A 20,082-nucleotide genomic window follows, 5' to 3' on the forward strand; every position below is an offset into this window, starting at 1 on the left:
CGATTTGACGCTCAGTTTGGTGAACTTATAGCCGAACAACAACAATTGATGAAAATAGCTAAAAAAAGCAGTTGACCTCGATACCCTGAATAAGCATAATACGCCCCGTCCTCACGACGAGGGCAAGTAAGAATGAAGTGGCAATGTAGCTCAGCTGGTTAGAGCACAGCACTCATAATGCTGGGGTCGCAGGTTCAAGTCCCGCCATTGCTACCATCTTCTCAAGATGTAAAAAATGAGATTTGCTAGTTAGTTAAAATCGTAAGATTTTAGAAATATGACTGGCTACCTTCTCAAGGTTAAATGAGCATCGTGTTCTGGATGTTAAACAGAGTCAGTGCGGGAGTGGTGGAATTGGTAGACACGCCAGATTTAGGTTCTGGTGCCGTAAGGTGTGAGAGTTCAAGTCTCTCTTCCCGTACCATTATTAAGAAAGGCTGGCTTTAAGCGGGTTTTTCAAAAAGCTTTAGATTGGGATATCGCCAAGTGGTAAGGCACCGGGTTTTGATCTCGGCATCCCCAGGTTCGAATCCTGGTATCCCAGCCATTTTAAAGTAAGTAGTAAAAGATTATTGGGATATCGCCAAGTGGTAAGGCACCGGGTTTTGATCTCGGCATCCCCAGGTTCGAATCCTGGTATCCCAGCCATCTTCGGCAATGTAGCTCAGCTGGTTAGAGCACAGCACTCATAATGCTGGGGTCGCAGGTTCAAGTCCCGCCATTGCTACCATATTTTGAAGGTAGAATAGAGGGAAACCTTTTACTACTTAGTTAGAAAAGAGCAAGAAACAGAGTTTACTCATGATGTAAATGAGTTTATTCTGGTAAAAATTTGATGCGGGAGTGGTGGAATTGGTAGACACGCCAGATTTAGGTTCTGGTGCCGTAAGGTGTGAGAGTTCAAGTCTCTCTTCCCGTACCATCAAATTTTTCTTCAATATGTAAACCTTCCTAGTTTAAGTGATACATATCCAAATTTTGGGATATCGCCAAGTGGTAAGGCACCGGGTTTTGATCTCGGCATCCCCAGGTTCGAATCCTGGTATCCCAGCCATATTTAGCTTAACAGCTAGAGCAAAAAGCCCGTCTTATGACGGGCTTTTTGTTGTCTGAAATTTATTGATTCTATTGTTTGTAGAAGAATGTAAGCTAACCTAGTCGTTTCAAGCTTGAGTGAATAACACATGCCGATTAACCCTATTACAGAAACTTTGTGGCCTGAGATATTTGAGCTGCAATCCCGTGCTTATGTGGATATTGAGCCAGAGTCCCTTGAAGTTTTAAGAGACAAGTGGCTGCACTCTCCCCATTGTTGTTTTGTATACCAAGATGAAGACAATAAAGTCGGTGCTTATTTGTTAGCCCATGTTTGGGGTGAAGAAACACCTCCTAAGCTTTATCAGCCGCTTTGTGAACAAAATAACTGCAGTAGGTTGTTTTTACATGATTTGGCCGTATCAGCTTCGTTTAATGGCTCTGGGGTAGGAAAGCAAATGGTGCAGCGGTTAATTTCTATCGCTAAGCAGCATCACTATCAGCAAATACAATTGGTGGCGATTCAAGGCTCTGTGCCTTTTTGGCAAAAAATGGGCTTTATAGTCGATAGAAATCAATTGGCGAACGAATGTTATGGCGAAGGCGCCAAGGTGATGACGCAAATTCTTTAACTGGTTTTACTTTGTTTTCTAATAATCAAAAAAATACGGCCAGTTGGCCGTATTTTTTATTGGGTGAAAATTTAACCAGACGATCAACTCGGTAAAAAGTCGATTGCCCAAATGGTTGTCATTGTTGCCACATCTTCAGCAGGGAAGACGATTGAGCGCAGTACAACTTTTAATTGGCGCTCTAGCTTGGCATTGTTTAACTGGCTTGATTGAATATCAACACGACTAATACTGCCGTTGGGTTGTATTTCAATCTCAAACATCACTTTACCTTTAAGGAAAGGATCTTTACGTAAAGCACGATTATACAAAGCGTATAACCTGGCTTTATTAGCCTCAAGCGTTCGTCTTAATGCCGCTTCTGAGCGTTGATTTCCCGCTGATGCTAACTGAGCTTCTTCAGCGATAGCCCCTTGAGTTGCCAACACTTCCTCTTCTGCGAGTCTGATTTGTTGCGTGTTCTTAGTGCTTAACGCATCAGAAGCAACGGTTTGACTTACGGTTGAAGTGGTTAAGCTTTCGCTTTGAGTGTTAGCCGATGCAGCCAGCATTTTACGTTTAACTTTAACTTCCTGAGCCTCAGTTTGCTCAAGTGTGCTTTGAGAGGCAGGTTTAATGTCAAACGCTTCACGCATTGAGAAAAGCTCATCTTTCATTGCTGCAAGACCAGAGGTTTGCGCTTTCTCTTTTGCAGCCTCTCGGGTCATTGTCGGTTGCACTATTGGCTTTTCAACAGGTTTATCGACTGGCGGCTCTTCAAGCTTTTCAGGTTCTGGCTTGATTTCAGGTTCAGGCTCTTCCTTAGGTTTTTCTGGCGGCGGTAATTGCTTTTCTTTGAGCATGATTTTAGCTAATTGCGGTGGCAGTTGCTCTTTAACTTCCCTTGGCAATTCAACTTGCTCAAGAAAGGGCACACCTATGCCGAAAACGGCATAAACCACCAGTAAAATAACTAAGATTTGCTTAAACAACCTATCTTGCTTGCTAGGCTTAAACAAATCACCAATATCATTAAAGCTATTACTGGTTCCACTCATCGGTTGGGCTAAACTTGCTGTTGTCATATTAGCCCTCCTCAACAGATTTACTGGCTTGACGTTCAACGGCCAGAGACATGTTGCGGTAACCCGTTTCAGCACATGCAGCCATGATTTGTTTCAGCGCCATGTAAGGCGTTGAACTATCACCAATAATGGTTACAGCACGACCTTTTTCTAACTCTGATTCGGTTAACTCAACTCGTTTACTTGCTTGATAGTTAAGCTCTGTGGTTATAGCTTCGATAAACGCAGTATTTTCTTGCTCACTGAAGTTAGGTTTATCATCACTGTTTTGCCAAATTGCACGTTCTTGAATGAGCACGGTATCTTCTAAAACCGTAATCACCAGATTTTCAACTGGCAGTTCTTCTGCAATTGAAACAGGCAGCTTTATCTTTTCAATGTTTTGAAGCACTCGCACTTCAGATTGGTTCACAATCAAGAAGAACACCAAAATGGTAAAAATATCCATCAGGGCAACGAGGTTAAGCTTACCTCCAGCTTTAAAGCGCTTATGGTGTTTTGCAAGTCGTTTCGTTCTGGATGATTGCTTCATGATTTATCTCCCGTATTCATACTCTCTTGAGCATCTGTTAGGAGATCTTCTGGCGCATCACCTAGGGAAATCATCGGAAACAACTCGGCATCCACTAAACTTGCTGCAACAACGGCTTTATAGGAACGAACTGTGTCCATGGCCGTGACAATGGTTTGATAATCAATATCGGGCTCAAGTAACAATACGATGTCATTCTTTTCGATAGATTGTTGCTGAAAGGTCAGTTTCAAGTCTTGTAAGTAAACAGATAAAGCCTTGAAGTCATAACCCTGTTCGGTGGCTTCAAAGCGCTTTAGCAATATGCCAGCAGGGTAGTTAAGCTCAAGGCTTTGCTGAGTGATGACCAGTTCTAATATTTTAGATTCTTGTTCATCTTCAGCTTGTTGAGACTCTGACATAACTGGCAGCTGCAGGTTTAATATCCGCACTTGTGAAAACACCAAACTAAGCAATAACACAGGCACGAGTACGATCATCAAATTCATAAATGAAGTGATATCGAGTTCTGCATCTTCGGTATTGGGGCGACGACGGCGTCTCATAATTATTAGCCTCGGTCTGAATCCGCTTGCTTAGCAAATGACAATGAATTAAGTAATTTAATACCTGCCATTTCAATAGAATCTACAACTGCTGCCGTTTTGGTTTGTAGTGTTGAATGAAATAAAATCAGTGGAATGGCGGTAATAAGACCAAATGCTGTGGTGTTCATCGCGACTGAAATACTTGATGAAAGTAGGTTAGCTTTTTCAGCAGGATCTGCACTGGCTACCGCTGAGAAGGCTGCGATAAGACCCATAATGGTTCCTAGTAGACCCAGTAATGTTGCGATATTGGCTAAAGTAGCAATAAATGGCGTACGTTTTTCAAGTCTTAACATGTACTCCATGATGGTTTCTTCCATCGCATATTCCACGTCTTCACGGCGGTTAGCTTGTGAGATCCGCACGATCCCAGATTGCAGTACATCAAAAACAGGCGCTTTATTATTTTGTGCGTGCTGACTAATGGTTGCCACATCACCATTTTTAAGGGCTTCTTTGATCAATGAAAACGCTTTTTGATTGGTTCTTTGGGCTGAGCTGAGGTAGAGCCAACGCTCGATAGTAATGGCCAAACCGACCACTAAAACCAACGCGATAGGGTAAATGAAAGGTCCGCCATTTTGTAAAAATGCAATGATATGGTCGGTAAAACTCATGATATTTTCCTTTTTATTGAGTTGAACGAATGTGTTCTTATTGACTCGTCCTGAATGTAAATCTACGTGTTACTGTTACGGGTTAAAATATTGCTTTTATTAGTACTATTAATTTGTTTTTCCCAAGTGTTTATTATTGTTTTACTCCCTGAGCTGCACTGAATTCTCTGACTTCTTTTTGAAAATGTTTGGGATTAATCGGTCGAAATTCTGGCAAAGTGATTTGCATGTTTTTATCTTGAATTGCAATCGGATTGGTAATGCCTTGCCAAGGCATGATGTAGAGCACTTTAGGCTGCTCTTGCGTGCCGGTGACCTTACTTTCTATTAAAACGGGCTGGTTTGAAGTATTAGCTTTTTCTGCGCTGACACTGTTAAAGCCAGCAAAAGGCAGCAGAATAAGTGTCATTAATGACGCTTGCTTAATGAGGCGCTTGTTGTTTTTAGTCAATATCGCTGCACTCCTAGCTGAAGATCTAGCTGCACATTCTGTTGCACATCTATCTACAAATACATCCATAAACAGTCGAGTAGATGAGTTGCTCATTTTAGCTCTCTCCTTCAGGTAAGCTTAATCCCGCACGTTGGATTTTTATTTCTACCCCAGCTAACCAGCGCTTGGCCTGCTCATCATCTGGTTTTAACAACAAGTAGGATTGATAATAACGTCGAGAATCCAATAGTTTACCGCGATATAGCTCGAGTAAAATTGCGAGGTTTACTTGGGCTTCAGGGTAATTAGGCCAGATGGAAAGCGCGGTTAAATAGTCTTGTTCAGCCTGTTCAAATCGGCCTTGCTGTCTAGCAACCTGTGCTTTGAGTTGAAAGGCGTAGGGGTTTTTATTATTGATAGCTATAGCTTGAGTTAATTGGCTATCAGCCAATTCAAAGTCATTTTTATTGATAGCGATAAGGGCTTTGTTAACTAATGCACCTGATAGGCTTGGCTGCGCCAAGAGTACTTGATCAAATAAGGTATCAGCTTGATCAAATTGCTGCTGTTTCATCAGCGCTAGTGCATCTTGATACTGGGTTAGCACTGAATTGGGTACATTGGCTAAACGTTGCTGAGCTTGCTCAGCGTATAAGTTGTAATTGTTGGCTGATATATCTTTTAAAGTGCCATGACTTGCCGTTTGCTTGTTTGAGCTGCTTGCTACAGAACCAACTTCCACTGAGTTAGTGTTGCCAGCATCTGTGTTGACCATATCCACCATACTGCTATCTAGGGCATCAATCCCCTTGGCTTCGCTGCTATCACTGGCACTGTCACTCGCAACAGTTGCACACCCAGACAAGATTATTAGGCTGAAACCCATTAATAACTTGATGCTTACATGAGCTGATAAAAGCGTTTTATTCACTTTATTGTTCACGTGCCCGTTTACTACCTTACTTAAAGGTTTAGTGAATTGATTCAACGACATCATGTGTCACCTCCTGTTTGTTATATAACGCAGGTGACAGCTCAGTTAGGGTTGCGAAGCTTTTGCCAATCCATTGGTCATAGATATTTTGCCAAGCCCGCTCAGTGTTACTGATATGAATTTCAATCGCCTTTTCCTCAAATGGATAGGCGAGTTCTTCAAGTAATATTTCGTACTCTTCTAAGGCTAATTCATCTAAGTCATTAGGGCGCTCTGAGTCCATGACATCTGCAGCGAGTTGGCGATACATTTCAGCTAAGTTAAACGTTGCTTGTGGCACATATTGTGCCCGCTGGAAATCCAACACTTGTTGGTAATAACTAATGGCTTGCTTCATGGCGTCTTGTTTACGCTTCAAGGTTTTATTTAATGGCGCAGTTAACTTGATCGCGATAAATGTTTGTTGATGAGCATGGGCAAGTCTTGATGCTGCAATCGAGGCTATTTCTATTTCACGGCCAGAAACAGGCTTGCTGCTTGCACTTTGCTTGTTATGGAAACTTAAAATCTGGCGATACCAGTAATACTCTTTATTTGGCTCGTTAGATTGCTGATAAAAACCGCTCATTTTTAATCGGACTTCTTGGGCGATATCCAACGGCTCAGGATAAGTTTTTGCATAAGTACGATAGGTTAAGCGTGCTTTTTCGGTTTCGCCTGCTTTAAGGTAGTACTCTGCTGCGGTGTACTGCGCTTCTCGTTTTAACGCACCAGAAGCTTGGTTAGCAACAATAATCAACAGTTGCTCAGCGGCTAAATCCCATTGTTCTAATGCTTCATATGATTGTGCAAGTTTCGCTGGGATAGATTTACTGAACTGGTGTTGAGGGTAACGCTGCTGAAAGGGAATTAGTACAGCAACGGCTTGTTGCCATTGTTGCTGTGATAGCAACAGGTTGGCCGCTTCAAACTCACCACTGATGGCATATTTAGATTCTGGTACCACTTTACTTATCCGCAGTAAATCCACGACGGCAAGCTCAGGTGCTTGGACTTTATTGGCTTGCGCCTGGAAGTAGATACTAGAAGCTAATAAGTCACGCATTTCTGCGCGAGCCTGTTTTTGTTGTTGGACAGTATTATTGCTGTCGGCACTTAAGTACTTAAGCGCCAAATTATAAGATTGTTCAGCAAGTACATATTGGTTTTGTTGATATAAACCATGGGCATATAACTGACTGACCACTTGTACTTGCTTTAAGTTAGCACTGGAAAGCATTTTTCCATGCTGCAGTGGATTAGTTACTGCGGTATCGCTAAGGTCAATGGCTCTGATTTGAGCTTGCTGCTGAACAAGTTCTAAATCTGTCGCTAATATCGCTTCAGCAGGTGTTTGTGTTGCTAACCTTGTAGTAGAAAGAGTTATGTCTTTTTCGCTGACTTCAACCTTTTTGGGTTTATTTATCACACCGTGGGCGACAAATACAAATTCAGTAAATTGGCTTAAGTCTTGGTAATTCTTCATTTCAAAAGAATATTGACTCGCATGTGTTGCTAGCTCTAATGCGAGTTTATCTGTTGGATAATGGTCAATAAACTGCTTATCTAATGCTAATCTTTCATCGAGAATAAGTTGCCTTTGGGGATTTTCGGTATCAGCTTGATTTTGTAAAGGTTGCAAAATCTCGCGAATGGTAACTGTTGTGGCGTAAGCTGATTGTTTTTTAAGACGTGCTCTCTCTGGAGTCAATTGCTCTTGAACGTCAGCAGTCAATTCAGGCTTTTTATTCGGTTGTTGTTCTGACTGTTGTTCTGATTCTTGTTTTGGCAGTTTATCAGCTATTGGCTCACCATAAGCAATGGCTTTATAGCTGGTGAGTGCTTGTCTGAATTGCTGCGCTTCAAAGTTGGCATCAGCATAAAGATATTCATCGGCTAATATATCTTTGGTAAGTAACTGCGCTGCCTGAGGAAGCTTGGCTAATTCTAGGTAAGTAGCTAAGGCGTTTGCTGCATCTTTAAAGGCATTGATTCGGTTTATGCCAGCTGGTTGCTGCTGCGCGTTAGCATAAACTCTACGGCTATGCTCATCACTAAAGCTCAGTAAATGAGGCAACAACTCTTGTTGCTGCTCAATAGGTGCTTGAGCCCAAAAGCGGCTGTTGAGCCCGTATTGGGTGATATAGTTATTTTTAAGTTTATGCATCGAGGCAAATTTGCCCTGACGCTGATAAAGCTCAAGTAATGCCAGCGAATAGCGAGCCGACCAGATATTGTCTTTGGCCAATTCGATATAGGCTTGGTAAGTCAATTCAGCATCATGCTGTAAATCTTGCTTAAGCAAAAATTTAGCTAAATTATCAAATAATACATGCTGATAAATGTGCAAGTAACTGGTATTCGTCTGTTGCGATGTAACCAGCTCGACTAGTGATTCAGCTTGTTGTTGTTGGCTAAGTGAGATACTTAACACGCGTTGAGCATCTATCGCGAGATTTTGTTCTCGACTACTCAGGCTGTCAAAGCTAAAACTGGTTGAGTGTAGTTGGTTTGCTTGACTGCCAATATCACTGTCTGCGTCATCCAAAGAACTTGCTGATATATGATTAGCTAAAATGGTATCGAATACAGCTAAGAAAGTTTTATCAGCTTCAGGTAAGCGGTTTAATTTAAATAGTGACCAGCCAGACATATAGATGCTGTTTAATAAGTATTTTTCATTATTTTCAGCCGACTGAACCTGTTTATAGGCACTAATCGCAGCAGGGTAATCTTGCAGATTGTAATAAATTTCGCCACGCCTAAAATTGAGTTCAGCAAGGTATTGCGTATTAGGGTATCGAGCTAACAAGGACTCCATTTCAAGTAAACTTTCATCTAGTTCACCTTGTAAATCTAATGCTTTTGCAAGCTGATATTGCAAGTGTTCATTGTCTGCTCTATTCGGGTAACGCGCTAATAATCCTTGGTATTCACTAATTAACTTGGCCAGCTGCTGATCATTTTGTTTGAACTGAGCTAAAGCTGCTTGCTCAGTACTTATTGCTTGTTCAGTACTTTTTGTTTTCTCAGTAATAAGTGCCACTGCTGTTGGGTTGGTATTAGATGTCTCAAGCTCAGCGTCAAACCCACCAAACATTTGCTCTTCAAGGTTTTCGGTCTTGATTTGAACTAGACGATATTCAACATTGGTTCGCACTTCAGGATTCGGTTCTAAAGTTAGCAGCTGCTGATAAATTTTTGCTAAAGCTTGAGTACGCTGCGCTTTAGTTAAAGCGGCTGAATCCAAATTTAATGCGGGTTGTTGCTTGGCTAAATCAGTCAATGTTGCCCGTTGGGATTGACCCACATTTGATGTATCAGAGGTACTTTTACAGCCGCTAATACTGATACCAGCAGTGAGCATGCAAGTGATTAATACTGATAATTTAAATCTAGGCTGAATCATTACAATCCCTCCTTAGTATTGACTAAAGAAGATGCTGCTTTTGGAGCTGAACTTGCCATAGGCACTGAGTCCATCTGTGACATTTGCTCTAAAACTGCAGCCATTTCGTGGCGAGATGTCAGTAACAATTGCTGCAGTTGGCTTTGTTGTTGTGTAACAAATACGGTTATTTTTTGCTGGATTTTTTGCTCAGTAGCTGTTGTGAGTTGAGCAATGTTTTCGGTCACCTTAGTCAGTGCTACCTCAGCTTGTACCTGACGTTGCTCAAACGGGTTAGTTTGCTGCTGAGTATTAGCTAATAGCGCAAAACGCTTTTGTTGCTTAGTGGCAATAATCAGTTGTTGTTCAACCTCTTTTAACAGTTTTTTATGTTGCCATAATCGTTGCGGGAATTGTTGCTGTAGCTTCCAATCTAATACTGCTTCAACCCGAGCAAGTCTTTGTTGATAGTCTTCGGTATTTCTTTGACCATTCACTGCAGCGATTATTTGATGACTTTGATTAACTCGGTTAAGCCAGTCTTGTTCAGCCTCATTGGCAAAAACGCGAGCATTTTGCTGCAGCTCTGCCTCACTAATGGTGATACTGAGTTGCTGCTGTTGAAGTGTTAGTTGCTGAATCAGTTCAGCATAAGGCGTTTGTTTTTGCTGCTGAATAATTCGTGCTTGGCGTTGCTTATTAAGCTCAATGGTTTCCTTTATCCAAGCATTTTTTTGTTGCTGCTCTAAGAGGTTTTGCTTGAGTAATGTCAGCTCGGTTAAGGTATCGACATCGTTTTTAAGTTCAGGGTTTTGTAACGCTTTTTGTAGCCATAAGCTTTGGCTATCATTTTGCGTTGTCAGTGGATTTTGTTTATCGAAAATAGTGGCGAACTTAAGCTGTTTAATGTCTTTTTGAAAGCGAGCTAAATCGGCTAATTGCTCAAGATAAAGCTGCTCGGCTTGTTGGTAGCTGGTTAAGCTTTCTGCCAATGTATTTTGTTGTTTGATTTGCGCCGATAAAAGTAATGCTGACTGCCAGCCAAGTTGTGAATGCGGGTATTGACGAGTTAATAAATCAAGCAGGGCGGTTGAAGTACTATATTGGTTAACTTGTTGGGCTGAAAAAGCAAATAAAAATAGAGCCGACTCGATATATGGACTGTGCTGCGGGAAGTCTTTTAATTGATCAAATGCGGCTTGATATTGCGCTTGTTTAACATACATTTGCGCAAGTAATAGCTGCGCATAATCTTTTATGGCCTGCTGTTGTAGCACTTTATCGTTTGCGCTGTCTTCATCGCGATTAACCGATTGAAGGCTTTTTTCGGTAAATAAGTCTTGCCAAAAACTGGTTTCAGTGTGCGCTAAACGAATATTTTTAACACGCGTCAGCAGCAGCTCTGCTTCTTTAAAGTCACCGACTTCAATCATTTGTAATGCTTGGTTTAGCATCACGTAAGCTGATAGCGATGAATAACCAGTCGCCTCAGTTTCATCATCCAGGTTAACTGCAAACTTGCTGGATGCTTCACCTATGATATTAGCGGAAGGCGTATTAATGGCAGGCCAATGGGCTAGTTGATTTAAAATCAGATATTGTTCGGCATAAGACGCGGGTAGCTTATCTATTTTGCCTAATGTGCGCTGGGCTGCGGTTACTTTTCCTTGCTCGATTTGTTGCTCTGACAATTGCAAAAGGGCAATTAATTTAAGCTCAGCAGCTGAGGTGTTAGATTTGGCATTGTTACTTTCATTATGATTGTCATTAGTGCTTTCATTATTATTGTCGTTAGTGCTATCAGTTGACTGTGGCGATAATCCTGCCAGTTTGTCTTTAGCTTGCTGTTCTATTAACACTTGTTCAAATGTGGCTAATGTCTCAGTTGCCTGATGATGTAAACCAATAGAAACCTGTAAGCCAGCTTCAAATAAATGACTTTTAGCTGTGTCGGCTTCAAAGCGTTGTCGATTAAAGGCAACTTGTCTTAATGCGGCGTTATAGTCGCCTTCGAAGTAATAATATAAGGCTTGGCGATAGAGTTTATTTCGAAAACTTGCCTGCTGCTCTGGCGTTGCTGCTACTGCTGATTCTTCTGCGATAGCGGACTTTTCAATCTGAGCTGTATTAGTCTGCTCGTTAATAGCTAGTGCGGCATTGACCGAGCAAGAAACAATAAGACAGCTTGCTACTACAAAGCGCGGTAATGCAGACTTAAGGTTTTTGCTAAGTAGTGGCAATGAGCTCACTGATGTTAACGAACGAGCTAGTGTTAACGAACGAGCTAGTGTTAACGAACCAACTAGTGTTAACGAGTTAATCATTGATCCCATTAACGAGCGGTGAGTTTTTGCTAAGTAAACTGGCATAATCAGTTATAAAACCCACTCTTCAACTTTCACATCAGCGCGATAGCTCGATGCGTTATCTTCAAGCTTGAGCTCCAGCATGACGGTTTCATCGCTTTTTTCAAACTCATGATTAACGGCTCTTTGAACTGGTCGTCCTTCAGCATCTGCACCGGTAAAAATGGCGGTGAGCTGGTGTTGGCCTGTTTTCAAATTACCCATATAAACCTTTTGTATGCCACCTTTTTCTAATGCGCGGCGTTGACGCTCGGTATATAAAAATCCTGCCACATTGTCGCTATTAATTTTAAGCTCAACACTGTCTAGGGTAAAAAATCGCCCGACATCCACTGACACAAATACCGCAACTTGAGTACTGGCTGGAAACAATAGATCTTCTTCGAGGATAAATAGGTCACGGTTAAGCTTGATAACTTGGCTCTTAATGTCTTCTAGCTCACTGGCGACAGCGCTATTTGCTGAGAGATTTTTGACATTAGCATCAACATTAGCACCAAGATTGGCATCAACGTCATCATTCGCATAGCTTGGATTAATGAGCATGGTGCATAGCGTTATCGCTGACAAAAGCTTCGATATAAACGGTTTGAAAAATACGCTTTTAAACATCAATTGCGGATTTGTAAATCCGTGTTCTACTTGATTCATATTCTCTGCCTTGAAAATGGGTAAATGGCTAACAGTGCGCATCATGATTAAAAGTAAACGCTGTAAAAGGCGCGTATTACGTTAGCTGAAAAGTTATAAAACGGTTCATTTCCCACACCGCCATCAGCGGTTGGATCTCTAAAATTGTTGTAATCGAAAGTAATATAATCCCATTGCAAACTGGCCTCTGAGCGAGTGTCGCCAAAGGATAAGCTTTCAGGCATTAGGTATGTGAGCCCAAGACCAAGGGTTAAATCATTAAAATCACTGAGTTCTTTATCTCTAGCCAAGTAATTTTGTGCATCTTGATAAGGGAACAAATCGCTATAAAACTCGGCTTGGGTTTGCTGGTAATAGCGCACTTTAAATTCAAGTTCTAAAAAGTCACCAATAGGATGACGGTAACCTAACTCAACATCATTGGCGTTGATTTCCCAACTGTCGTTGAAGTAACGGTAATGAAAAAACAATGCGGCTCTGTAAGGAAGAAAATAACTGGCTGATAATTTACTTGAAAATGAATTACGGGTTTCAGGGTATATCTCAGATTGATAGCCCACACCCGATGGGTTACTGCTATCCAAATAACGCACTGTACGGTATGGATTATTTAGGTAACCTTCATCTGCAATTGCCTCAAAATTGAGTTGTGCAGTTAAGTTTTTGGTTAAGATTTGACTGATACCAGCGCGAATACGGTATTGCTGGCTTTGCTCTTCAAACAGGTCATCACCGTTACGGCGAATTTCATTATCGCCATAAGACACACCAAGGCTTAGGTTGGTTAGATCGCCAAAGGTATCTTGAGAAACATTGACACTAAACGACTGAGCTAAGTAATCATCTTCATCACTTTGGCGTACATTAAAAGACATTAAGGTTTTATCATTCAGGTATTCAACCCCAACTTGGCCTTCATGACGTTTCTCACTGTACGGACTCGCGGTACTGATGACATCCACCGAGGCAGAAGAAATGGTATCGAGGTAGTAATAGCCTGTGAAAGCTAATGACTCAGTGGCTTTTTTACGAAGTAACACTGATGGCCCATCAATCTTCATCCCGCCGCCTTCGTAGCTATGATAGAGCACATCAGCGCGATCAGGCTCTAATACCGCAGCCCAAGACAATGGAGCGTGTAAAGTCACTAGCAGCAAAGCCATTAGCTTAATCAAAGGCGACTTCATCATATTAGTTACAACCACAACCACCGCCTCCTGTTCCTTCAGCGCCGCGGGCAGATTCACGTGCTTCTAATACGTGAGCAACATGCATATTGGCGATAGGGTGGCGGCCAAAGCGCATAATGGGATCGGCTAAGTTTTGACGTTCATAGGGTTTAACCCAAGGCTCAATATCTAAGCTTGAGCAACCTGATAATGTCAGTAACGAGGCTAAGGCTGTTGCTGTGATGATTAGTTTTGTCATTGGGTTCACCATAGGGTTATTCTCTGATCAGCTTTTTAATCGCAGCGGCATATTTTTTCTCGTAACCGTCTTGGTATCCAAGAAACACATATCGCACTTTGCCATCACGGTCGACAATCACTGTGGTTGGCATGGCTTTTACATCGTAGGTTTCAGAAAGGGAGTTGGTTTCATCAAAAAATATATCGAAACTTAAATTAAGATCGGCGAGGAAATCCTTACCAGCTTGGTTCTCTTGTTCAACGTTAACTCCCCAAACCGCGACACCTAAGTCTTGATAGTTATCCTCAAGTTTTTGCAATACAGGCATCTCTTTACGGCATGGCCCACACCAAGAGGCCCAAAAGTTAATTAAAATGATATTGCCGCGCTGCTCAGATAGTTTAAGGTTTTCACCTTGCATATTCTTGAGCGTAAAATCAGGTGCCATGTCTCCTTCTGACAATGCGTGGGCTTGTATCGACACGCTCAGGGCTAAGAAGGTGCATAAGGCGATAAACCAGCGCTTTGAAAACATCATTGATAATCCTTTATTATGTTTTTTATTTCGTTTTTGATGATTTAGTCTGCCGTCGATGGCGAGACTTTTACGCATTTAGGGAGTGTTAATGCACCCCTAAAAATAAACTGCAATACCCGTCGCAAACGTTAAGTTATGGGTGGTTTTTGATGAACCGGTAATTTGAGTGTCAAAGATGTAGTCGCTCATGGCTAAATCCCATGCGACCCAATCATTTAAAAACACTCGATAATTAGCGGTTAAATTAACTGTAAATTGTTCATCGCCAGCAAATTCTGTGCTGCCACCGCCCAGTTCGAAAGAGAACACGCTGTTAAACACTAAGTCTTCACTGAAAAATATTTCACCAGGCAAAAAGTTATAGCCAATGTTCAATCCGTAATAGCTCATTTCGCGTTCTTCATCGGTCAGAAGGGGCGCGGTATTGGCAAGCTTTTCGAAACTAGTGTCTCCACCTTCAGCAACAGCGTAACGGGCTTTAACATAAAAGTGTTCACTGATGTGATACCCAAGGTGTGCACTTATCCAAGGACTATTTTCAAAGTCTTCAATCGACATTAAGCCGCCTTGAATGCCTACTTCAAAGTTCTCAGTATCAAGTACATCATCAAGCACTTCTCGGCGCTCAACGTCGGCTTTTACGCCAACACTTGCCTGTGAATCAGCAGCCATTACGCCTGTACTCAAGTTAACCCCAAGGGCTAAAAGGCTTATCGTTGATAGGCTTTTGAGCGCGGTTTTAGCACGGTTTGTTATTATTGTTTTCATTGCTACCTTCATGACGACTTTGATGTTCCGTTAATGGGGTTAGAAAAATACGCTAAAGCCTACTTTCCAAGATTGAAGTTGTTCGTTTTCATCTCGGTCGGTTAATGCCAACGAAAATTTATATTCAGCACGTAAAATAAAGTTACGGGCGAAGTGATATTTAATACCTGCTGCAGCGCTCATTAAGGTGCTTTCTCGTGATTCAGAGTCGGCGATAACGCTATGGGGCTTAGTGTTGATAATGCCGCCGCCCACACCTAAGTAAGGGCTAATGAGTAAATCAGGAAAAGGGTGGCTGATGAGCATGGCTTCAAATAAATCACTGTCGGAAATACTGCCAAGTGCTTTACCTGCTGACAGTTCGGCAGTAAACACTGGGGTGAATACATATCCAAATTGAAGTTGATAGAAATTAGCGCCTTCAAGGTCGCCGTACATAACGCCGGCTTCCCAATCTCGTTGCAGGTAGGCTTCGGTTCCTATCACTTGTTGATTGACAGCTTCACCATGCTGGCTAAAGCCCAGTAAGTCATCTTCATGGAACCAGCCTTCAATACCGCGCTTATCTCGAACTTTTAACCATGAGGTGCGTTTAAGTAATACGCTAACTTGTTCATTTTGCTCGACCACATGCACCACGGGATAACCCGCACTCGGACCAGAGTGGAGTTCAATAAAAGGCACGTCGATGGTTAATTTAGCCGCCGCAGATTCTGCCAGAGCTAGATTCGGATTCAATAATGTCAGGCAAAGTAAGGCACCTGATAACACAGTGTTGAATATGTGGCGATAATTAAGCATGGCTTCCTTGTTGTAACATCATCAATCCCTGTTTGTTTAGCTCTAAAGTTAATCCTGAGAGTAAAATGGCGTGTTGTAATACTGAGCGCCAATATCTATCCACTCACTTAATAGCTTAAGTTCATCTGCTGTCAGCATATTTTGATGGGTTTCGTTGTTCATGGTGTCAAAAAAGTTAGCGCTGGCTCTGGCACTATTGGTCGACATAATGGCTGGCACATTCACTGTGGTCATCACAGGAATTGGATTACCTTCTGCGTCGAGTATCAGTTCGCCTTCAGCATCAACTTGATAAACAATATTGCCGTCTGCATCGAGCACAACGACGAGTTTGTCGACGATGATGCCGTCAATCTCTTCTTGTTCAACATCATTGAAAAATAATTCTCGATAGCTGGTGAGATGGGCGACTTGATCTATTGACGGAGTTGCCAGTAACTCAAGTTGCCCCGCTGGTACTTGAGCAAGGTTATTATCATCGACAATGTTGTGGCAGCTTGTACAAGTGTTGTCGGCAAGGACTTCTAAAGTGACCTCATCGATTGCAAGACGCTGCAAATCCCAAATTGGCTGGATATGCTCGACGTAATTGATTTGAATACGGCAATAGGTATTCCAATTATTAAAGCATTCGCTGCCATTGGGCGCTGGGGTTTGCAGGTTTTCGTAGGCAATATTTACGCTGTTGTTAACAGCCGAAATATCAGGGTTGGTCCAACGGTCTTGGTAATCTAAGCTTGATGTTAACTCAGCGATACCATTGACCATGGCGTCAGCTTGCGCCATCGTTTGGCCTTGAATTGGAATGATATTTTGACTGGCGTTAGGGAAGGCTGAGCCGCCGATGGCACCTGAATTAATACTGTCTGCTTGAGCAGCATATCGGCCATGGGGTAATTGACTGTTTGCAGTATGACAACCAGTACATTGCAGGGTTTCACCCGCTTTTAAACTTATCCACTGGCTGTGACGTCCGCCAATTCGCTGGCCGTTAATATCAAGCACACTAATGGCTAAAGGGATATTAGCGGGGACTTTAATTTTTACTGAACCGTCTGGCTGAATCGGCGTGTAGCCAATGATTTCGCGCATGAGCTGATTGCGGCTTCGACCAAAATCAGTATTAGCAATATCTCTTACTTCATCAGATGGCATGGGTACGCCGCGGACAACTTTCAAAAAGCGTGCGGGTAGCTCGCTTGCTGGTGTTAAGGAAGGATCGCTTAATTGAGCAATTCCACCAAGATTACTGCTGCTGTATTGGCCATCGAAATCGTAAACGCTGCGAATATGAATCGCTGCGGCAAGTTCTTCATGTAATTGAGGGTCAAGTTCATTACCAATGACTTTATCCGCAATAAAGGTTTTAGGTTGTGAAGAAGGTTGCATCACCAATGCTTCTGTAATGACTTTACCTACTTCACTGTCGGCCACTAATTGCTGAGTGCCGTCGGCATCATTCAGTAACCATAGTTCATACAAAGGCTCGGCAAGTTCAAGGGTTTGATCTAATAACTGCTCGTCGGTTAACTGACCACAGGCACGGATTTGCTCTTCAACCACCACCCGACATAAATCCCAGCTCAGCAAATAGCGCTGGCTATTATCGGGTAACGGGTAAAGGTGAGTTAATCGACCAGAAGGAGAGAGTGCATTAGAAAAGTTAAAATTAAAGTCAAAGCTCATCTCTAAGTCATTAATGGCGTTATCGTTGGCGCCAGATTGCGCTGTGGCTTGTTGGTTATCAGTGAACTCTTCAATATTGATGACCACAGGACGTTTTTGATAACTCATGTCATCTTGTGATGACAGTAAAACTAATATTTCACCATTGGGAAGTTGTTGCGGCTTGATAAACTCAATGAGCTCGCTTTGTTCGTCAAAATCCACTTGATGCGAATGCCAACCAAACATCAGTTGATTGTCAGTCCCATCGGGATTCATTTGGTATAAGTTAATGCCTTTATTTCCACCCATGTTATCCCAGCGGCTATAAAGAATTTGACCGTTCTGCAGAACTAATGGGTAAAAATCATGGCTTAAATTAAAACTCAGCTGTTCTATGCCCGTTCCATCGGGGTTCATCAGATGAATATTGAAAGCCTCAGTATCGCGGCTTTCATCAAGCGCAGTGTATTGTGGCTTACCTTCATCTAACAATATGGCGCGAGATAAACGCTGGCGAGTTGATGCAAATACAATCCGACCATCAGGTAAGAATGATGCCATTAAGTCATCACCTTGAGCTGCCGTAGTATCGCTAGTGATAACCCGCTCAAGGGTTTGGCTAGCTAACTGGTAACGCCAAATGTTCCAACTAGGTTGCTCCATCTCATCTACACCTTCAATTTCAGGTGCACGAATTGACACTAAAAATTGTTGGCCATCATCAGAGACAGATAGGTCTCGAATATCGATGCGTTGAACAGTTTCAGGATCGGCGTCTTCGCCTAACAAGTCAGCGAATAGTTCAGCGGTAATATTGGTGACAGGGGAGTCGGTAAAGGCATTACGCTTTACAAATAGTTGTGCACCCGGGTTGAATTGGGCTGGATTTCTGGACTCGAAGCTGGCGCCTTGGGGATCGTCATCATCCGCCTGGACTATCAAATCACGTTGAATATAAACGACAGGGTATTCGACCAAGACAGGATCGGGTTGTTCATCTTTGATGGCAGTGTCGGTGTTGCAACCAGAAAGAAGAACAAAGGCCAGCAAAGCTTTACAGCCTAAAGCATTAGAGCCTACGAATGGCCTCATTTATTACCCTTAATATATAATTGTTATTATTGTTATTGTTACATAGTAAAAATGTAATAACTCTTGACATTATTGCCCCCTAGCCCCAGTGTTTCAATACTTTTTAGCAAATTTTATTTTGCCAAGTAAAAAAATAAAGTTAACAAAATAAAAACAATAAGCTTTATGATTTTAGAATTACCGATCATTGTCTGTGTTTTTATCCCTTTGCTATATAAAGCATTTGTTAGCTAAAAATATTGACAAGGAGACAGTATGAAGGGGCAACTTTGTACGCAAAAAAGTCGGCATTTTTCTAGTAGTTTTAGTGAGCATTCGCAGCGTTGCAGTCGTGTTTTTAAGCTTGTTGCATTAGGTGGGGTGGCTGTTTTTTCAGCAATCAGCTCAGCAGGAACCCTCGAACAAGCAAAACAGTTACATGACCGAATTGCAGGAGTGCCAGCCTCTGAGCAAACCCTCAATAATATAGCTGCATTACTCAGTGACAGTAAGCCAATTGAAGCCGCTTACTTAGCCATGGAAAACCCTGCTTTTTATTCAACTACCCTCAAATTATTTGCCACGCCTTGGACCAATATTGATCAAGATAGCTTTGCGCCGCTAAATGATTACAGCGCCACAGTGATAGGTGCGGTAAGAGATGACGTAGACTTTAGGCAGTTATTACAGGCTGATATGGTTTACGTAGGTGACAATAGTCTTAACCTTCCAGCATATAGCACCAGTAATAACCAGCATTACCAAGCACTAGAAGATCAGTTCATTGATTTAAAAGATGGATTAGAGCGCACCAGTCAGTCTAGCTTAAATGGCTTGCCAAGCGATGCGACTGCAGGTGTGCTAACAAGTCGAGCGGCAGCAAAAGCCTTCTTTTATTTAGGCACAAATCGCGCCATGGTCCGTTTTACCTTAATGAACCATTTGTGTACCGATTTAGAACCGCTTAAAGACAATACCCGTTCACCCGATAGGATCCGTCAAGATGTCAGTCGTAGCCCTGGCGGCGATAGTCGCTTGTTTATTAATAACTGTTTAGCGTGTCACAGTGGCATGGACCCATTGGCGCAGGCGTTTGCATTTTATCAGTATGATTTTAATGTCGAAGCCGATCCCGATGGCGACAGTGGTGCGATTGCTTACAATCAAAATGGTCAAGTTGACCCTGATACTGGCACCCGAGTGCAAGGCAAATATCACATCAACTCGACCAGCTTTCCCTATGGTTATGTCACTGAAGATGATGAGTGGAATAACTATTGGCGTGAAGGAGTTAACCAAAAGCTAGGTTGGGATCAAAGTCTAGATGGTAAAGGTTTTGGAGCAAAATCCTTAGGTGAAGAGTTTGCTAATAGCCAAACTTTTGCTCAATGCCAAGTTAAGAAAGTGTTTAAAACTGTGTGCTTACGAGATGCTGAATCGAATGATGATCTTTCTCAAATAGCTGCCACCACTGAATCTTTCAAACAAAATTCCTATCAACTTAAGCGGGTATTCGCTGAAGTTGGCAATTACTGTATGGGAGAATAA

The 20,082-nt window shown here is 42.2% G+C and carries 17 protein-coding genes and 7 tRNA genes; 9 read left to right on the forward strand and 15 right to left on the reverse strand.

Features of this window, described 5'->3' with window-relative positions; all coding sequences use genetic code 11:
- Positions 1 to 139: 139 nt before the first annotated feature.
- The 8 genes from L2735_RS14990 to L2735_RS15025 all read left to right on the forward strand — a co-directional run bounded on the left by L2735_RS14990 (position 140) and on the right by L2735_RS15025 (position 1,667).
- Positions 140 to 216, forward strand: a tRNA-Met gene (locus L2735_RS14990).
- 123 nt (positions 217 to 339) lie between these two features.
- Positions 340 to 424 (forward strand) — tRNA-Leu (locus L2735_RS14995).
- A 48-nt stretch (positions 425 to 472) separates the two neighbouring features.
- A tRNA-Gln gene (locus L2735_RS15000) sits at positions 473 to 547 on the forward strand.
- Positions 548 to 573: 26 nt separating this feature from the next.
- Positions 574 to 648 (forward strand) — tRNA-Gln (locus L2735_RS15005).
- 5 nt (positions 649 to 653) lie between these two features.
- A tRNA-Met gene (locus tag L2735_RS15010) sits at positions 654 to 730 on the forward strand.
- 107 nt (positions 731 to 837) lie between these two features.
- Positions 838 to 922: transfer RNA gene (locus L2735_RS15015), tRNA-Leu, on the forward strand.
- Between the two features lie 57 nt (positions 923 to 979).
- Positions 980 to 1,054: transfer RNA gene (locus L2735_RS15020), tRNA-Gln, on the forward strand.
- Between the two features lie 130 nt (positions 1,055 to 1,184).
- The gene (locus L2735_RS15025) at positions 1,185 to 1,667 is read left to right on the forward strand and encodes a GNAT family N-acetyltransferase (protein WP_248985484.1); all 483 of its coding nucleotides are present in this window, start codon (positions 1,185 to 1,187) and stop codon (positions 1,665 to 1,667) included.
- Between the two features lie 83 nt (positions 1,668 to 1,750).
- Here L2735_RS15025 and L2735_RS15030 read toward each other — a convergent pair whose 3' ends face one another.
- The 15 genes from L2735_RS15030 to L2735_RS15100 form a co-directional block, all read right to left on the reverse strand.
- Positions 1,751 to 2,731 carry an AgmX/PglI C-terminal domain-containing protein gene (locus tag L2735_RS15030; protein ID WP_248985485.1) on the reverse strand — a complete coding sequence of 327 codons (981 nt, stop codon included), beginning with the start codon at positions 2,729 to 2,731 and terminating at the stop codon, positions 1,751 to 1,753.
- Between the two features lies 1 nt (position 2,732).
- Positions 2,733 to 3,263 carry an ExbD/TolR family protein gene (locus L2735_RS15035; RefSeq protein WP_248985486.1) on the reverse strand — a complete coding sequence of 177 codons (531 nt, stop codon included), beginning with the start codon at positions 3,261 to 3,263 and terminating at the stop codon, positions 2,733 to 2,735.
- Complete coding sequence (locus L2735_RS15040) at positions 3,260 to 3,808, reverse strand: biopolymer transporter ExbD (RefSeq protein ID WP_248985487.1); 549 nt, start codon at positions 3,806 to 3,808, stop codon at positions 3,260 to 3,262. The genes L2735_RS15035 and L2735_RS15040 overlap by 4 nt, the downstream gene beginning before the upstream one ends.
- Before the next feature lie 5 nt (positions 3,809 to 3,813).
- Entirely contained in the window at positions 3,814 to 4,467 is a 654-nt protein-coding gene (locus L2735_RS15045; RefSeq protein WP_248985488.1) for a MotA/TolQ/ExbB proton channel family protein, read from the reverse strand.
- 133 nt (positions 4,468 to 4,600) lie between these two features.
- Entirely contained in the window at positions 4,601 to 5,014 is a 414-nt protein-coding gene (locus L2735_RS15050) for a hypothetical protein (RefSeq protein ID WP_248985489.1), read from the reverse strand.
- A gap of 1 nt (position 5,015) precedes the next feature.
- On the reverse strand, positions 5,016 to 5,897 hold the full coding sequence (locus tag L2735_RS15055) for a tetratricopeptide repeat protein (RefSeq protein WP_248985490.1): 882 nt from the start codon (positions 5,895 to 5,897) through the stop codon (positions 5,016 to 5,018).
- Positions 5,872 to 9,282, reverse strand: coding sequence for a tetratricopeptide repeat protein (locus L2735_RS15060; protein WP_248985491.1), 3,411 nt, complete (start codon positions 9,280 to 9,282; stop codon positions 5,872 to 5,874). Before L2735_RS15060 ends, L2735_RS15055 begins: the two co-directional genes overlap by 26 nt.
- Positions 9,282 to 11,630 (reverse strand): tetratricopeptide repeat protein, encoded by a 2,349-nt coding sequence (locus L2735_RS15065; RefSeq protein ID WP_248985492.1) that lies wholly within the window; start codon positions 11,628 to 11,630, stop codon positions 9,282 to 9,284. The genes L2735_RS15060 and L2735_RS15065 overlap by 1 nt, the downstream gene beginning before the upstream one ends.
- 6 nt (positions 11,631 to 11,636) lie before the next feature.
- Positions 11,637 to 12,278 carry an AraC family transcriptional regulator gene (locus tag L2735_RS15070; RefSeq protein ID WP_248985493.1) on the reverse strand — a complete coding sequence of 214 codons (642 nt, stop codon included), beginning with the start codon at positions 12,276 to 12,278 and terminating at the stop codon, positions 11,637 to 11,639.
- A 47-nt stretch (positions 12,279 to 12,325) separates the two neighbouring features.
- Positions 12,326 to 13,483: a DUF3570 domain-containing protein gene (locus L2735_RS15075; RefSeq protein ID WP_248985494.1), complete on the reverse strand. Its 1,158-nt coding sequence runs from the start codon at positions 13,481 to 13,483 to the stop codon at positions 12,326 to 12,328.
- Positions 13,470 to 13,706 (reverse strand): DUF4266 domain-containing protein, encoded by a 237-nt coding sequence (locus L2735_RS15080; protein ID WP_248985495.1) that lies wholly within the window; start codon positions 13,704 to 13,706, stop codon positions 13,470 to 13,472. The genes L2735_RS15075 and L2735_RS15080 overlap by 14 nt, the downstream gene beginning before the upstream one ends.
- A gap of 16 nt (positions 13,707 to 13,722) precedes the next feature.
- Positions 13,723 to 14,226, reverse strand: a complete 504-nt coding sequence (locus tag L2735_RS15085; RefSeq protein WP_248985496.1) for a TlpA family protein disulfide reductase — start codon at positions 14,224 to 14,226, stop codon at positions 13,723 to 13,725.
- A 96-nt stretch (positions 14,227 to 14,322) separates the two neighbouring features.
- Positions 14,323 to 14,994, reverse strand: a complete 672-nt coding sequence (locus L2735_RS15090; RefSeq protein ID WP_248985497.1) for an outer membrane beta-barrel domain-containing protein — start codon at positions 14,992 to 14,994, stop codon at positions 14,323 to 14,325.
- 39 nt (positions 14,995 to 15,033) lie between these two features.
- Positions 15,034 to 15,795: an SH3 domain-containing protein gene (locus tag L2735_RS15095; protein ID WP_248985498.1), complete on the reverse strand. Its 762-nt coding sequence runs from the start codon at positions 15,793 to 15,795 to the stop codon at positions 15,034 to 15,036.
- 48 nt (positions 15,796 to 15,843) lie between these two features.
- The gene (locus L2735_RS15100) at positions 15,844 to 18,555 is read right to left on the reverse strand and encodes an HzsA-related protein (protein ID WP_248985499.1); all 2,712 of its coding nucleotides are present in this window, start codon (positions 18,553 to 18,555) and stop codon (positions 15,844 to 15,846) included.
- 255 nt (positions 18,556 to 18,810) lie between these two features.
- Between L2735_RS15100 and L2735_RS15105 the strand changes: the two genes are divergently transcribed.
- Complete coding sequence (locus L2735_RS15105) at positions 18,811 to 20,082, forward strand: hypothetical protein (protein WP_248985500.1); 1,272 nt, start codon at positions 18,811 to 18,813, stop codon at positions 20,080 to 20,082.

The sequence above is a fragment of the Shewanella olleyana genome (assembly GCF_023283825.1).
GTDB classification, from domain to species: Bacteria; Pseudomonadota; Gammaproteobacteria; order Enterobacterales; family Shewanellaceae; genus Shewanella; species Shewanella olleyana.

Excerpts from the sequence above, each read along its gene's own strand:
- L2735_RS15025 (WP_248985484.1), top strand. The coding sequence starts at position 1,185 with ATGCCGATTAACCCTATTACAGAAACTTTGTGGCCTGAGATATTTGAG.
- L2735_RS15030 (WP_248985485.1), bottom strand. The coding sequence starts at position 2,731 with ATGACAACAGCAAGTTTAGCCCAACCGATGAGTGGAACCAGTAATAGC.
- L2735_RS15035 (WP_248985486.1), bottom strand. The coding sequence starts at position 3,263 with ATGAAGCAATCATCCAGAACGAAACGACTTGCAAAACACCATAAGCGC.
- L2735_RS15040 (WP_248985487.1), bottom strand. The coding sequence starts at position 3,808 with ATGAGACGCCGTCGTCGCCCCAATACCGAAGATGCAGAACTCGATATC.
- L2735_RS15045 (WP_248985488.1), bottom strand. The coding sequence starts at position 4,467 with ATGAGTTTTACCGACCATATCATTGCATTTTTACAAAATGGCGGACCT.
- L2735_RS15050 (WP_248985489.1), bottom strand. The coding sequence starts at position 5,014 with ATGAGCAACTCATCTACTCGACTGTTTATGGATGTATTTGTAGATAGA.
- L2735_RS15055 (WP_248985490.1), bottom strand. The coding sequence starts at position 5,897 with ATGATGTCGTTGAATCAATTCACTAAACCTTTAAGTAAGGTAGTAAAC.
- L2735_RS15060 (WP_248985491.1), bottom strand. The coding sequence starts at position 9,282 with ATGATTCAGCCTAGATTTAAATTATCAGTATTAATCACTTGCATGCTC.
- L2735_RS15065 (WP_248985492.1), bottom strand. The coding sequence starts at position 11,630 with ATGCCAGTTTACTTAGCAAAAACTCACCGCTCGTTAATGGGATCAATG.
- L2735_RS15070 (WP_248985493.1), bottom strand. The coding sequence starts at position 12,278 with ATGAATCAAGTAGAACACGGATTTACAAATCCGCAATTGATGTTTAAA.
- L2735_RS15080 (WP_248985495.1), bottom strand. The coding sequence starts at position 13,706 with ATGACAAAACTAATCATCACAGCAACAGCCTTAGCCTCGTTACTGACA.
- L2735_RS15085 (WP_248985496.1), bottom strand. The coding sequence starts at position 14,226 with ATGATGTTTTCAAAGCGCTGGTTTATCGCCTTATGCACCTTCTTAGCC.
- L2735_RS15090 (WP_248985497.1), bottom strand. The coding sequence starts at position 14,994 with ATGAAAACAATAATAACAAACCGTGCTAAAACCGCGCTCAAAAGCCTA.
- L2735_RS15095 (WP_248985498.1), bottom strand. The coding sequence starts at position 15,795 with ATGCTTAATTATCGCCACATATTCAACACTGTGTTATCAGGTGCCTTA.
- L2735_RS15100 (WP_248985499.1), bottom strand. The coding sequence starts at position 18,555 with ATGAGGCCATTCGTAGGCTCTAATGCTTTAGGCTGTAAAGCTTTGCTG.
- L2735_RS15105 (WP_248985500.1), top strand. The coding sequence starts at position 18,811 with ATGAAGGGGCAACTTTGTACGCAAAAAAGTCGGCATTTTTCTAGTAGT.